Source organism: Prauserella alba (genome assembly GCF_024171735.1).
GTDB lineage: Bacteria > Actinomycetota > Actinomycetes > Mycobacteriales > Pseudonocardiaceae > Prauserella > Prauserella alba.
In genome coordinates, this window is sequence record NZ_JAMTCH010000010.1 from 35,480 (window position 1) to 49,359 (window position 13,880).

15 protein-coding genes are annotated in these 13,880 nt (G+C 71.1%); 7 read left to right on the forward strand and 8 right to left on the reverse strand.

Going from position 1 to position 13,880, the window contains the following annotated elements; translation table 11 throughout:
• Position 1 precedes the first annotated feature (1 nt).
• The 6 genes from LY12_RS25285 to LY12_RS25310 form a co-directional block, all read right to left on the reverse strand.
• Positions 2 to 346, reverse strand: a complete 345-nt coding sequence (locus LY12_RS25285; protein ID WP_253859981.1) for a hypothetical protein — start codon at positions 344 to 346, stop codon at positions 2 to 4.
• Positions 328 to 792 (reverse strand): YbaB/EbfC family nucleoid-associated protein, encoded by a 465-nt coding sequence (locus LY12_RS25290; protein ID WP_253859982.1) that lies wholly within the window; start codon positions 790 to 792, stop codon positions 328 to 330. The genes LY12_RS25285 and LY12_RS25290 overlap by 19 nt, the downstream gene beginning before the upstream one ends.
• Before the next feature lie 105 nt (positions 793 to 897).
• Positions 898 to 1,842 carry a hydroxymethylglutaryl-CoA lyase gene (locus tag LY12_RS25295; protein ID WP_253859983.1) on the reverse strand — a complete coding sequence of 315 codons (945 nt, stop codon included), beginning with the start codon at positions 1,840 to 1,842 and terminating at the stop codon, positions 898 to 900.
• A 5-nt stretch (positions 1,843 to 1,847) separates the two neighbouring features.
• Positions 1,848 to 2,447, reverse strand: coding sequence for a PH domain-containing protein (locus tag LY12_RS25300; RefSeq protein WP_253859984.1), 600 nt, complete (start codon positions 2,445 to 2,447; stop codon positions 1,848 to 1,850).
• Between the two features lie 65 nt (positions 2,448 to 2,512).
• Positions 2,513 to 3,334 carry a biotin--[acetyl-CoA-carboxylase] ligase gene (locus LY12_RS25305; protein WP_253859985.1) on the reverse strand — a complete coding sequence of 274 codons (822 nt, stop codon included), beginning with the start codon at positions 3,332 to 3,334 and terminating at the stop codon, positions 2,513 to 2,515.
• Positions 3,335 to 3,368: 34 nt separating this feature from the next.
• Positions 3,369 to 4,136 carry an SDR family oxidoreductase gene (locus tag LY12_RS25310; protein WP_253859986.1) on the reverse strand — a complete coding sequence of 256 codons (768 nt, stop codon included), beginning with the start codon at positions 4,134 to 4,136 and terminating at the stop codon, positions 3,369 to 3,371.
• A gap of 100 nt (positions 4,137 to 4,236) precedes the next feature.
• On the opposite strand from LY12_RS25310, the gene LY12_RS25315 reads away from it, so the two are divergent.
• The 3 genes from LY12_RS25315 to LY12_RS25325 all read left to right on the forward strand — a co-directional run bounded on the left by LY12_RS25315 (position 4,237) and on the right by LY12_RS25325 (position 7,148).
• On the forward strand, positions 4,237 to 5,148 hold the full coding sequence (locus LY12_RS25315) for a helix-turn-helix transcriptional regulator (RefSeq protein WP_253859987.1): 912 nt from the start codon (positions 4,237 to 4,239) through the stop codon (positions 5,146 to 5,148).
• Between the two features lie 78 nt (positions 5,149 to 5,226).
• Positions 5,227 to 6,876 carry an acyl-CoA carboxylase subunit beta gene (locus LY12_RS25320; RefSeq protein ID WP_253859988.1) on the forward strand — a complete coding sequence of 550 codons (1,650 nt, stop codon included), beginning with the start codon at positions 5,227 to 5,229 and terminating at the stop codon, positions 6,874 to 6,876.
• 71 nt (positions 6,877 to 6,947) lie between these two features.
• Positions 6,948 to 7,148, forward strand: coding sequence for an acyl-CoA carboxylase subunit epsilon (locus LY12_RS25325; protein WP_253860031.1), 201 nt, complete (start codon positions 6,948 to 6,950; stop codon positions 7,146 to 7,148).
• A 311-nt stretch (positions 7,149 to 7,459) separates the two neighbouring features.
• Here the strand turns inward: LY12_RS25325 and LY12_RS25330 are convergent, their stop codons facing one another.
• Positions 7,460 to 9,028 (reverse strand): MFS transporter, encoded by a 1,569-nt coding sequence (locus LY12_RS25330; RefSeq protein ID WP_253859989.1) that lies wholly within the window; start codon positions 9,026 to 9,028, stop codon positions 7,460 to 7,462.
• Positions 9,029 to 9,118: 90 nt separating this feature from the next.
• Here LY12_RS25330 and LY12_RS25335 point away from each other — a divergent pair, with 90 nt between their 5' ends.
• The 4 genes from LY12_RS25335 (at position 9,119) to LY12_RS25350 (ending at position 12,367) form a co-directional block, all read left to right on the forward strand.
• On the forward strand, positions 9,119 to 9,856 hold the full coding sequence (locus LY12_RS25335) for a GntR family transcriptional regulator (protein WP_253859990.1): 738 nt from the start codon (positions 9,119 to 9,121) through the stop codon (positions 9,854 to 9,856).
• A 77-nt stretch (positions 9,857 to 9,933) separates the two neighbouring features.
• A complete protein-coding gene (locus LY12_RS25340; protein ID WP_253859991.1) occupies positions 9,934 to 10,575 on the forward strand; it encodes a Maf family protein in 642 nt (213 codons plus the stop codon).
• 369 nt (positions 10,576 to 10,944) lie between these two features.
• Positions 10,945 to 11,181, forward strand: a complete 237-nt coding sequence (locus LY12_RS25345) for a hypothetical protein (RefSeq protein ID WP_253859992.1) — start codon at positions 10,945 to 10,947, stop codon at positions 11,179 to 11,181.
• A gap of 415 nt (positions 11,182 to 11,596) precedes the next feature.
• Entirely contained in the window at positions 11,597 to 12,367 is a 771-nt protein-coding gene (locus LY12_RS25350; RefSeq protein ID WP_253859993.1) for a 2,3-dihydro-2,3-dihydroxybenzoate dehydrogenase, read from the forward strand.
• A gap of 103 nt (positions 12,368 to 12,470) precedes the next feature.
• Here LY12_RS25350 and LY12_RS25355 read toward each other — a convergent pair whose 3' ends face one another.
• Positions 12,471 to 13,817, reverse strand: coding sequence for a DHA2 family efflux MFS transporter permease subunit (locus LY12_RS25355; RefSeq protein WP_253860032.1), 1,347 nt, complete (start codon positions 13,815 to 13,817; stop codon positions 12,471 to 12,473).
• Between the last annotated feature and the right edge of the window lie 63 nt (positions 13,818 to 13,880).

The following is a 13,880-nucleotide window of genomic DNA, read 5'->3' on the forward strand; positions in this document are numbered from 1 at the left end:
TCTACCCTTCGCGCCCGGCATCGGTGATCGACTGCCGCGCGGCTTCGTCGCCCGCGGTGTACGCCTCGGCGGCGGACGAGAACGCCCTGCCCATCTCGGCCAGCCCGCCGGACAGGCCGTCGAGTACTCCTGCCGTCTCGTCCGCGGGCGTACGGTGCCGTCCGTCGAACGCCCTGCCGACCTCGTCGTCGCCCCACGGCGAGGACGCGACGGCCTCGCGCAACGTCCGCGCGATCTCCGCCGCGCGCCGGGTGAGCCCGTCGAACTCCGATGCGCGCTGACCGAGCCGCTCGGCGTCGGCCTCGAAACCGTGGTGACCGGGGCCGCTCATCGCGATCGCTGCCATTCGGAGTCGTCTATCCAGTTGGCGTCTTCGAAGCTCTCGTCGTCGCCGAAGTCGTCCGCGGTAGGAGCACTGCTGTCCGCGGCCGGCGTGATCTCGTCGGCCGACAGGTCGGCCGTACCGAGCAACAGCGCCTGCGGGTCCGTGTCCTGCGGCAGCGCAGGCGCCAGCGTCTCGCTCGCACCGGTGAACGCCTTCGCCGTCGCCGCTCCCGTGAGGCGGACGATCTGGGCGGCGAGTTCGGCGGGCCGGTACCGCTCGTAGGCGGCGTCGGCGATCGTCAGGCCGGTGAGCACGCCGCGGCCGCCGACGGTCGCGGTGACGAGACCGTCGTCGCTGCTGGCTGATTCGCTGATGGCCGTGAGCTGCTGCTGCACGTCCGCCAGCTGCTCCCGGCTCCGCCGGTACTCGGCGAGCAACTGCTCCACCTCGTCGCGATGGTCGGTCACGGCGCTCTCCCGACGTCGATCAGTGCGGCCGCATGCAGCCCCGGCTGGAGTTCAGACGCGGCGGCCCGGCCTGCGGTTCCCGGCGGCCCGGAAAGGATGTCCCAGCTAGCCCGCGAGGGCGCTCACGACGCGTGACGGACTCGGCCTGCCCAATTGCTCCGCCATCCACGTGCTCGTGATGACCAGCGCGTCGAGGTCGGCGCCGTGCTGCACCCCGAGCCCGTCGAGCATCCACACGAGGTCCTCGGTGGCAAGGTTCCCGGTTGCCGACTCGGCGTAGGGGCAGCCGCCGAGGCCGCCCGCGGACGAGTCGACCGTGGACACGCCGCGGCGCAGCGCGGCGAGCGTGTTCGACAGCGCCTGCCCGTAGGTGTCATGGAAATGGACGGCGAGCGCGTCGACGCCCACCCCCGCCGCGGCGAACGCGTCGACCAGCCGGTCGACCTGGCCCGGCGTGGCGACACCGACGGTGTCGCCGAGGGACAACTGCCAGCACCCGGCGTCGAGCAGGCGCCTGCCCGCTGCGACGACCCGGTCCGGGTCGACGACGCCCTCCCACGGGTCGCCGAAGCACATCGACAGGTATCCGCGCACGGCCATGCCCTCGTCGCGCGCACGCGCGACGACGGGTTCGAACATGGCGAACTGGTCGCCGTACGTGGAGTTGAGGTTCCGCCGGGCGAACGACTCCGTGGCGCTGGCGAACACCGCCACGTCGACGATGCCCGCATCGACGGCGCGATCGAGGCCGCGTGCGTTCGGGACCAGCACCGGGTAACGCACCCCGGCCCTGCGATCGAGGCGCGAGAGCAGTTCCTCGGCGTCGGCGAGCTGCGGCACCCACTTCGGGTGAACGAAGCTCGTCGCCTCCAGGGTCGTCAGGCCCGCGTTCGCGAGCCGGTCCAGGAACTCGAGCTTGACGTCGACGGGCACCGTGTCCGCTTCGTTCTGCAACCCGTCGCGCGGTCCGACCTCCCAGATCGTCACCTCGGGCGGCAGGTCGTCGTGACGGGTGAGGCGTTCGGGCAGCCCCAGTTCTCGTGCGCTCACGCGTGTCACCCCTGCTGCGGGCCGGGCTGGGGCGGCTGTCCTGGCTGGGGCGGCTGCTGCGGCTGCTGGGCCGTCGGCGCGTGCCCCGACGGGTCGTAGTCGAAGTCGTCGTACGGGTTCTCGTTGACCTGGCGGTAGATGTAAGTGTGCACCTTCTCGACGCTCGGGATGTCGTCGAAGGTGAGCGGCTCCTCCGACGCCGATTCGATGATCAGCGTGCCGCACGCGAAGACCCGGTCGAGCAGGCCGTGTTCGAAACGCACACTGTTGATACGCGCCATCGGGATGTCGATGCCGGTGCGCTTGACGACGCCTTCACGGGCGATGACCCGGTCGGTGGTCACGATGAAATGGGTGGTGCGCCACCGCACGAACGGCGCGAAGACCCGCCAGACCAGCAGGAGCAGCGCGACGGCGCCGACCGCGATCTGCGTGACCAGATCCCACGGCGCGTCGAAACCGGGCGCGACGAAGAACGCCAGCCAGATTCCCACGGCCAGCGTGATCACCAGGATCAGCACCGGCCAGACGAGCATCTTGAAATGCGGATGCTTGTGGACGACGACGTTCTCGCCCTCACTGAGCAGGCTTTGTGGATACGCCACCGCTGGCCACTCCCCGAAACGCGGTCATCTTCTCTGCGGGCAACAGTACCGCTCCGTAGCGTGTTTCACCCATCGGTCGGGCGGAGATGCACGACATCCCCCGCGAAAACACTCCGCCGTGTGCCACCGGGGAGTTCGACCACCAGCGCTCCGGTGGGTTCGATGTCGACCGCGTCGCCGATCACGTTGCCGCCGCCGGTGACGACCTTGACCTCCTGGCCGAGCGTGAGGCAGCGCTGCCGGTACTCGTCGAGCATGCCGGCGTCGGCGAGGTCGCCCGCTGCCTCACGCCATGCGACCTCCCGTTCGTGCAGCGCCGCCAGCACCATCATCGCCACATCGGTCCGGTCACTGGTGGCCGCACCGAGTTCCGCCAACGACACCGGAGGCAGCGCTCCTGCGGGCGTGGCCACGTCCGCGCGCACGCGCGTGACGTTGAGGCCGAGACCCAGCACCACCGCCAGCTCGTCCGACGAGGCCGCCTCCGACAGGATCCCCGCGCACTTGCCGGACGCGTCCGCGGCGAGAACGTCGTTGGGCCACTTGAGTGCGACCCGCGCCCCGAGCGCGTCGCCCACGTCGAGCACGGCCAGTCCCGCGATGATCGACAACGACCCCACGCCCGCGACCGGCACACCCACGGGCCGCAGGAGCACGCTGATGTACACCCCGGAACCGGGAGACGCCCAGGTCCGGCCCCGCCTGCCGACACCCGCTGTCTGTTCGGCCGCGACGAGCGCGGTCCGGTCGGGCGCGCCGTCGACGACGGCCTGCCGCAGGTCGGCGTTGGTGGACCCGGTGCTGGCGACCACGTCGACCTGCGCGTACGGCCCCACCGGCGCGGCCAGTTCACCGCGCAGCCGGGCTCCATCGATGCGATTCGGCACGCGCGGAACCCTAACGCCGGTGGCCGCGGGTCCGTCACTTCCCATGCGGGTCGACGGCGTTGAGCGTGGCCACGACGTCGCCGTAGTCACCACGCGCTTCGGCGTGACGCAGGAACTTCACCCGCTCGACCTGGACCTCTCCGGCGTTCGGGTCGCTGCGCAGCAGCTCGACGACCTCGGCGACGTAGTCCTCCAGCGGCATGGCGAACTCGCTGGTCTCCTGGCCGGGCAGCAACGTCGTGCGCACCGCGGGAGGCACGATCTCGACGACGGAGACCGAGGTGTCGGCGAGTTGGAGCCGGAGCGACTCGCTGAGCAGGTGGATCGCGGCCTTCGACGCGTTGTAGCTCGGGGTGGCGGCCAGCGGGGTGAACGCCAACCCGGACGACACGGTCATGATCGTCGCGTCGGGCTGCTCCCTCAGGTGTTCCACGAACGCCGCGATCAGGCGGATCGGCCCGAGCACGTTGGTGGTGACCACGGACTCGGCGGAGTCGAGGAACGCGTCGGGCCTGGTCCAGTCCTCCACGCGCATGATTCCGGCCATGGTGATCAGCACGTTGAGCTGCGGGTACCGCTCACGGACCTCCTTCGCGGCGGCAGCGATACTCGCCGGGTCCGTGGTGTCGACGGCGACCGTGCCGAGGTCCGGGTACTCGGCGGCGATCGACGCGAGCCGGTCGGCGCGCCTGCCGCCGATGACGACGGTGTTGCCCTCGGCGCGCAGTGCCAGCGCGAGCGCCAGTCCGATACCGCTGGTGGCGCCGGGGATGAAGACGGTGTTGTTCGCTGTGATGTCCATGCCCCGACTCTCGCCGCGGCGGTGCCGGCGAGGCAGAGACCGCTCATCGGGGGATCCACGATCCCTGCATCCGTGTCACCGGGGACCGGATACTGGTCGCATGGACCGCACAGCATTGGCGGAGTTCCTCCGCCGCCGCAGGGAGGAGCTCCGCCCCGAGGACGTCGGCCTCCCCTCGGGGCCGCGCCGCCGCGCGCCCGGGCTCAGGCGTGAAGAGGTCGCGGCACTGGCATCGATGTCGACCGACTACTACACGCGGCTGGAACAACGGCGTGGCCCGCAGCCCAGCGAGCAGCTGCTCGCCGCGCTCGCCAGGACGCTGCGGTTGACCGAGCACGAACGTGACTACCTGTTCCAGGTCGCGGGGCGGAACGTGCCGCCGGCGGGCACGGGCGGTGACCACGTCGCCCCGGCGCTGCTGCGCGTCCTCGACCGGCTCCAGGACACGCCCGCGTTGATCGTGTCGGAACTGGGCGAGACGCTGGTGCAGAACACGATGGCGGAGGCACTGTTCGGCGACCGATCCCGGTTCACGGGGCTGGCCCGCAGCGAGTTCTACCGCTGGTTCACCGACCCGGATGAACGGCGGTGCTACCCCGAAGCCGACCACGACCGGCAGAGCCGGGCACAGGTCGCCAACCTGCGTGCCGCCTACGGGTCACTCGGCCCGCGTTCTCGCGCCGGCGAACTCGTCGACGCACTGTTGCGGGAGAGCACGGAGTTCGCCCGGTTGTGGGAGCGGCACGAGGTGGGCAAACGGTTCGCCGATCACAAGACGCTCCTGCACGAGGAGCTGGGCGAGATCGAGGTCGACTGCCAGGTGCTCTTCACCGAGGACCGATCGCAGGCACTGCTCGTGCTCACCGCAGCGCCGAGTGCCGAAGCCACCCTCAAGCTGCAACTTCTCGGCGTGCTGGGAAACCAGCGGTTCGGGCACCCGGCCCACGACTTCCGGCAGCCCATCCTCGGCAGGGACCCGGCGCACGACGCGGCGGAACGTCGGGGCGCGTAACGGCACGTGGGGACGAGGACCGTGGACGTAGCCCACGCCACACCAGCGCCCTTCACGCCACGATTAAGCTCGCATGTCATGAGCAGCGCAACGGAGCCGGTCGGGGACGCGCCTGACGCACCGAGCACAGAACCGGACATCCACACCACGGCAGGCAAACTCGCCGACCTGTATCTGCGTTACGACGAGGCCGTGCACGCCGGGTCGGAGCGCGCCGTCGAACGCCAGCACGCCAAGGGCAAGAAGACGGCACGCGAACGCGTGGACATGCTGCTCGACCCGGGTTCCTTCGTCGAGCTGGACGCGCTCGCACGGCACCGCTCCACCAACTTCGGCCTCGAGGACAGCCGCCCGTACGGCGACGGCGTCGTCACCGGTTACGGCACGATCGACGGCCGCGAAGTGTGCGTCTTCAGCCAGGACGTCACCGTGCTCGGCGGGGCACTCGGCGAGGTGTACGGCGAGAAGATCACCAAGGTCATGGACCTGGCGATGAAGACCGGCCGGCCGATCATCGGCATCAACGAGGGCGGCGGCGCCCGCATCCAGGAGGGTGTCGTCTCGCTGGGCCTGTACGCCGAGATCTTCCGCCGCAACACCCACGCCTCCGGTGTCGTCCCGCAGATCTCGCTGATCATGGGCACCAATGCCGGCGGGCACGTCTACTCCCCCGCGCTCACCGACTTCGTCGTGATGGTCGACGAAACCTCGCACATGTTCATCACCGGCCCCGACGTCATCAAGACGGTCACCGGTGAGGAGGTCACGTTCGAAGACCTCGGTGGCGGGCGCACCCACAACGCCAAGTCCGGCAACGCCCACTACCTGGCCTCCGACGAAGACGACGCCGTCTCCTACGTCAAGGAGCTGCTCAGCTTCCTGCCCTCGAACAACCTGGCCGAGCCGCCGGTGTTCGAGGCACCGGAACCGACCGGTGGCGCCGTCGCCGACGACGTCACCGACGGCGACCGGGAGCTCGACACACTGATCCCGGACTCGCCGAACCAGCCGTACGACATGCACGAAGTCGTGAGCCGGGTACTGGACGACGGCGAGTTCCTCGAGGTGCAGGAGCTGTTCGCACCGAACGTGATCACCGGTTTCGGCCGCGTCGAGGGTCAGGCCGTTGGGATCGTGGCCAACCAGCCGACGCAGTTCGCGGGCTGCCTCGACATCGACGCCTCCGACAAGGCGGCGCGGTTCGTGCGCACCTGCGACGCGTTCAACGTTCCGGTGCTGACGTTCGTCGACGTGCCGGGCTTCCTGCCGGGCACCGACCAGGAGTGGAACGGCATCATCCGCCACGGCGCGAAGCTGCTCTACGCCTATGCGGAGGCGACCGTTCCCCTCGTCACGGTCATCACGCGCAAGGCCTACGGCGGCGCGTACGACGTCATGGGCTCGAAGCACCTGGGCGCCGACATCAACATCGCCTGGCCGTCCGCGCAGATCGCCGTGATGGGTGCGCAGGGTGCCGCCAACATCGTGCACCGCAAGCGGCTCGCGGCGGCCGGCGAGAGCGGCGAGGACGTCGAACAGCTGAGGGCCGAGCTCATCCAGGAGTACGAGGACACGCTGTGCAACCCGTACGTGGCTGCCGAGCGCGGGTACGTCGACGCGGTCATCCCGCCTGCGCACACACGTGGGCACGTCACGCGCGCGTTGCGGATGCTCCGGGAGAAGCGCGAGAACCTGCCCCCGAAGAAGCACGGGAACATTCCGCTGTGAGCGCCTCCGACGACACTCCCGAAACGACGCCGACCACCGCCGAGACCAGTGGTTCCGACAACGGTCAGCCGCTGCTGCGGGTCGTACGCGGCGAACCGGACGATGCGGAACTCGCCGCGCTGACCGCGGTGGTGGCGAGCCTGGCAGCGGCCGGGCGCGACGAGGACGACGGTGCGTCGCCCCGCTCCCGGTGGGCCGACCGGGCCGCGCTCGTGCACGCACCGCTGGCCCCCGGGCCGGGGGCATGGCGCGCGTCGGCGCTGCGCCGCTGACGTCAACGCGTCGCCCGGACCGGGGCCGATAGCCGGGCACGCCGCGCGACGACCACAACGGGCGCGCCACCGGTGTGCGACCGGCCGCGTCCACGCACCGTGGCCGAGTGCCCGGTCCCGAGCACCGCGGCGTCCGAGCACTGCGGCCGAGCGCACTGTCGGATCACCCCAACCGCGATGCGACGGGCACGTTCATCGACGCGGACGGACCCGTGCCGTGGTGAGGCCCGGCGACGCAGCGCGGGACGGGTCACCGTGACCGGACCGCGTGTCCCGCTCCGCCGACTCGGACACCACCGGTCGGCGGGACATCACGTGGGCACCAAACCGGCGTCCGATTCCGCGGCCCGCGGCGTGGCCGTCCCCGCTGTCCCGGCGAACCGACGCAACCGCACCATCCCGACGACCCCGACGGCGGCCATCGCCAGCGGGAGCGCGAACGCGTAGCGGTGGGCGGCCGCCTGCCCGGCCCCCACGGCGAGCAGCCCGTCGATCGCCAGACCGGCGCCGAGCTGCGACACGACGGCGAACGTGAACCCACCCATGTTGGCGAGCCCGCTGGCCACACCCGCACGGTGCTCCGGACTGGCCGAGCGGGCCAGGTCGAAGGCAAGCATGCTGACACCGCCGCCGACGCCGAGCGCGGTCAACGGCGGCAACAACGCCGCCACGCCCGTCCCCGCCGGCAGCGCCACGAGCGCGGCGGCTCCCGCGACGGCGAGTGCACCCGCCCCGAGCACCAGCACGCCACGCAGCTGCGGCCGGTGCGAGGCCAGGCGCCCCGCGGCCGTGCTGCTCACGACGAATCCGAGCACGACGGCCATGACCAGGCCGGCCGCCGCGCCACCCGACAGACCGTGCACGGCGACGAGGTATGGCTGGCCGAGCACGGCCGTGAACGAGACGAACGAGCCCATCAGCACGAAGTGAGTCAGCAGTGCGTGCCGCACCCCCGGCGAACGCCAGGTCAACCGCAACGTGTCCCGCAACGACTCGGGCGCAGGACCCTCCGGCACCGCAGCCACGGAGGCGGCACCGTCGGGCAGCACACCACCGTCCGACAGCGCAGCACCGTCCGACAGCGCAGCACTGCCGGATAGCGCACCATCGAGCACAGCACCATCCGAACCATCCGACGCAGCACCACTGCCCGACGCAGCACTGTCCGGAGCGGCACGGTCCGGAGCGGCACGGTCCGAGGCCGCGCGGTCCGAGACGGCGCGGTCCGACATGGCGCGGGATTGCACTGCACGGGAATGCGGGGACTCCCGCAAGGCGAAGGCGGTCGCCGTCAGCACGACGACCGTGACGACACTCGCGATGAGGAACGCACCCGTCCAGCCCTCCGCGCCGAGCAGCGCGGCCAGCGGGGAGGTGGCGATGATCTGGCCGAGCCCGCCGATCATGCCGGTCAGCGCGGAGACGAACGCGTAGCGGTGGCCGGGGAACCAGTTGCGCGTGATCCGCAGGACGCTGACGAACATGCACGCGTCGCCTGCGCCGATCAGCGCGCGGCCCGCCATGGCGGCCGGATACGCCGTGGCCAGGGCGAACACCACCGACCCCGCGGCCATCAGGGCCGTACCGCCGAGCAGCAGCACTCGCGGCCCGTACCGGTCGTTGCCGATGCCGACGGGCACCTGCAGCAGTGCGTACAGCGTCAGTTGCACCACAGAGAACGCGGCGAGGCCGGTCGCGTCGATGTCGAACCGTTCCTGCGCGGTCAGACCGGCCACCGACAGGCTCATCCGGTGGAACATCGCCGTCAAGTAGCAGAGCGCGCCGAGTGCCCACATCGCCCACGGCACGAGCGCACCGGGCGCCGACGTCCCGTCCTGCGCAGTCGCGGCGGGCCGCGACCCGAGTAAGCGCACAGCCATCCCCTCGTTCGACCGTCACGAGTACATGAACATCACACAGACATAACTTGTATCTATGTTGTGCTCAACGATCCGGCTAGACTGCGGACCATGTCAACGAGCGACCGGTCACACCCGCCCGCACCGGCCACCGACTCGCCCGCAACCGGCGGGGAACCGGCCCCGCAGCCCCTCATCGCCGGCGAACCGACACCGCAGCGCCCGGCAGGTGAGCGGGTGTACGACTGGGTGAAGGAGCGCATCCTCGACGGCCGACTCCCTGGCGGCGAACTGCTCAGCGAAGGCGACGCCGCCGCGGCACTGAACCTGTCCCGCACCCCGGTGCGCGAGGCATTCCTGCGGCTCGAGGTCGAAGGCCTGCTGCGGCTGTACCCGAAGCGCGGCGCCCTCGTCGTACCCGTGTCGCCGGACGAGGTCGACGAGGTCACCGAGGCCCGCATCCTGCTGGAGAGCCACGCCGCGGAGCGCGTGATCGACCGCGGCGACGCCGACGACGTCGCCGCCCGCATGCGAACCGTGCTCGACCGGCAACGCGACCTCGACGTACCGGCCGAGCGGGCCCGGTTCTCGGCGCTGGACCGCGAATTCCACGCGACGCTGGTCGACGCGGCCGGCAACGGCCTGATCTCACACTTCTACTCCGGGCTGCACGACCGGCAGGTGCGCATGGCCACCTCGGCGCTGCGCCGGGTGCCGGACCGCCGGAGCGAGATCCTCACCGAGCACGACAACCTCTGCACCCTGCTCGAACGGGGCGATGCGGCCGGCTTCCGCACCGCACTCACCACGCACATCAGTGGCACCCACGGCGCCCTGCTCGACAGCTGACGGCGGCGGAGAGACCCGGCGGCGCCACCCGGCCACCGGTACCGGCCCGCCGCAGACCCCCTCGTAATCTGGGTCCCGTGCGCTTCATCCTCGCCTCCGCCTCTCCCGCCCGTCTCGCCGTGCTCCGCGCCGCGGGGATCGAACCCGACGTGATCGTCTCCGGGGTCGACGAGGACGCCGTGATGGCGGAACTCACCGACCCGACGCACGCCGAGACCGTGACTGCGCTGGCCGCCGCCAAGGCCCGCGCGGTCGCCGGCGAACTCGACCCCCGCGGAGACGCCGACGGAGCCGCGTCCGGGGACGCCGTCGTGGTGGGCTGCGATTCGATGCTGTCGATCGGGGACGCACTTGTCGGCAAGCCGCACACGGCCGAGGTGGCGCGTAAACGCTGGGCCGACATGGCGGGTGGCACGGGCGAACTGTTGACCGGGCACGCGGTACTGCGTCTCTCGGGTGGCGCGGTCACGGCCGAGGCTAGCGGTACGTGCACCACGACCGTGCGGTTCGCCGAGCCCGCCCAGCACGAGCTCGACGCCTACATCGCCACGGGCGAGCCGCTGCAGGTCGCGGGGGCGTTCACGCTCGATGCGCTGGGCGGCTGGTTCGTCGAGGGCATCGACGGCGACCCGTCCAGCGTCGTGGGCATCAGCCTGCCGCTGACCCGCCGGCTGCTCGGCGAGACCGGCGTCAGCGTCGTGGACCTCTGGCACCGCTGACCGCCGCCCACGACCGAGTCCGGGATGGACCTCGACGCGGGCTCGCCTCGGCGGCGGCTACGATGACTCACTCGTTCAGGCGTTCCCCGAATCAGCCAATGTGGACACACTGGACACCACTCGGACACGGGCAGACGAACCGTCAAACATGAACAACATTCCACTCTGAACTGTCTTCATTCGACAGTGGGACACCAACCGTGGGAACACGGGAAACGCAGTGTGACAACGCGTCACTCGTTCATGTTCCCCCACGTCTCGATCGCATGGCAGCCCTTGCGACCTGCGAGGAATCGGTTCGATGATCTTGGAGTCGGGCCGAGGAAGGTCCGGCGACCCAAGCAGCCCGATCCCTAGGGAGACTGGAAATTGCGTAAGACCCTGGCTCGTACCACTGCCGCTACCGCCATCGCCCTGGGCGCCCTGACCGCCACCGCGGGTGTCGCGTCCGCCGGCACGGTCGACGTTCCGGAGGTTCCGTCGAACCCGACCGGTGCCGACTACGTGAACGCCTGGAACGAGTCCGGTGCCCACCTGGGTGCCGGTGCCGCAGGCCTGGTCAGCTCCGCCTGGGCCGGCGCGATCCCGTCGATCCTCGGCGCCTGAGAGCGAGCTGCTCGCGCCGCGGAACTCGATACCGCGTAGCAGCGAAATCCCCGGGGTGGGCCGACCACCCCGGGGATTTCGCATGTCCGGCCCCCATTTCGCATGTCCGGCCCCCACTTCGCGTGCCCGGCCCAGTTCGCGTGTCTGCCCCCGGCGACAGGCCGGTCCGGGCGCCGAGCACGAGCCGCTCCGCCCGCGGCCCGCGGCAGCGGGATCGCCACGGCAGCGGGATCGCCCACGACGGCGAGCTGCCACGGCGGCGAGCTGCCACGGCGGCGAGCGGCATCCGACAGCGAGCGGGATCCGACGGCGAGCTGTGGTCTCGTCAACAGCGCATCGGCCGCACACCACGGTAATGTCGCGCGCGTGTCCGCCGACCGGCTCGCGGACGAGACCGGCCGTTCGAAGGAGCTCCGTGGATCAGCAGGAATTCGCCGGCAAGGTCGCCTTCGTCACGGGCGCCGCGCAGGGTATCGGCGCCGCCGTGGCCAGGGCATTGCGCGACGCGGGTGCCGTCGTGGTGGCGACCGACCGCTCCCCCGGCATCGGCGAGACCTACGAGGACGAACCCGGGATCACCGGCCTGCCGTGCGACGTGACCGACTCGGCTCAGGTCGACGACACGGTCGCGAGGGCCGAGGCGGCCGTCGGTGCCATCGACGTGCTGGCCAACGTGGCAGGTGTCCTGGTGAAGGGACCCGTTGCGTCCTATTCGGACGCGGACTGGGAGTTCACGTTCGGGGTCAACACGACCGGCGTGTTCCACGTGTCGCGGGCCGTGAGCGCACGGATGATCGAGCGGGAACGCGGCTGCATCGTCACCGTGTCGTCGAACGCCGGTGGCGTGCCCCGACGGGGCATGGCGGCCTACGCCGCGTCGAAGGCAGCCACGACGATGTTCACCAAGTCGCTGGGCCTCGAGCTCGCCGACCACGGCATCCGCTGCAACGTCGTCTGTCCCGGCTCGACGGACACACCGATGCAGCGCGCCATGTGGGAACACGACGGCGGCGGCCCCGACCCGGTGCTGAAGGGCGACCCGGAGAACTACCGGGTGGGCATTCCGCTCCGGCGTATCGCCGACCCGGAGGACGTCGCCGATGCCGTCCTCTACCTCGCCTCGGACCGGGCCCGGCACGTCACCATGCAGGAGCTCTACGTCGACGGCGGCGCCACCCTCCGCTGACCCGCACGCACCGTGTTGCGGATTCCGGGCACCGTGTTGCGGATTCCGGAGCCGGCCACCGCCCTCATCGACACGCTGTCGCGCGACGGTCGTTCCGGTGCAACTACCGCGAGGGCACCGTCCGGGGCAGGCGGAGCGCACCGGCGAGAGCGAGTGCGCACAGCCCCAGCACGCACCAGAACGCCTCGCTGAACGACGCCGCGACGTCTCCCGTCGCGGTGAGCCGCAGTTCCAGCAGTACCGCCAGTCCCGCGGTGCCGATCGCGCCGCCGACGTAGTTGACGAGACTCAGCGCGCTCGACGCCCGTGGCAGCCACTCGGGGTCGACCGCCGTGTACACGATCGTCATCACGGGCGAGGCGATCATGCTGGCGCCGAGCCCGCGGACGAGCAGCGTCGCGATCAGCCACTCGCCGGAGAGGCCGGCGAGCTGGGTCAGCGGCACCGTCGCCACGATGATCAGCACGAATCCGGTCACCACGATCGTGCGGGGCGCCACCCGGTCGATCAGCGGCTTGACCACCAGCAACGAGCCCAGTGCTGCACCGACGCCCTGCGGAGCGAGTATCAACCCCGCGTCCCACGCCGACAGCCCACGGCCCGACTGCAGGTACATCGGCAGCAGGAACATCGTGCCGAACACCGACGCCGCCGCCACGAACAGCGCCAGCACCGCGGCGCCCACCGGCGGGGTGCGGAACAACCGGGGATCCACCAGCGGCACGCGGTGCGCGCGGAGCGCGTGCGCCAGGAACGCGGCCAACAGCCCCGCGCCGACGACCAGGGCCGTCACGGCGATCGAGGTGTTCCGGTCGGCGGAGCCGATGTCGGTGAGCCCGAACAGCACGGCCGCCAGCCCCGGGGACAGCAGCATGGCCCCGCGCAGATCGAACCGCGACACCTGGTCGGCCGCGGGTACGCGCGGCACCAGCCACGCGGCCAGCAGCATCGCCACGAGACCGACCGGGATGTTCACGAGGAACAGCCACGACCAGTCCGCCACCTCCAGCAGCGTGCCGCCGGCCAGTGGGCCCAGGACCGGCGCCAGCATCGGCACCACGCCGACGATGCTCATGACCCGGCCGGTGCGGCTCTTGCCGGCCACGCGCGCGAGCAGCGCCTGTCCCGTCGGTGGCAGCAGCCCGCCGCCGAGACCCTGCAGCACGCGGCACACGGCCAGTGACGCCGTCGACCACGCCAGCGCGCACGCCAACGATCCGACGAGGAACACCGCCACCGCGGCCAGCCACACGCGGCGTGCCCCGAACCGTTCCGCCAGCCACCCCGACGTGGGCGCGGCTGCGACCACCGCGAGCAGGTACGCGGTGCTGGCCCACTGCACCTCGGTCACGCTCGCGCCGAACTCGACACTCAGGGTCTGCAGTCCGACGTTGACGATCGTCGAGTCCAGCGACGCCATGAACGCGCCGAGCACCAGCACCAGCGCCATCGCCAGCAACCTGCCGTCGATGCGGTCCGGCGCCGCGGCTGCAACGGGGTCGTCGCTGCTCGC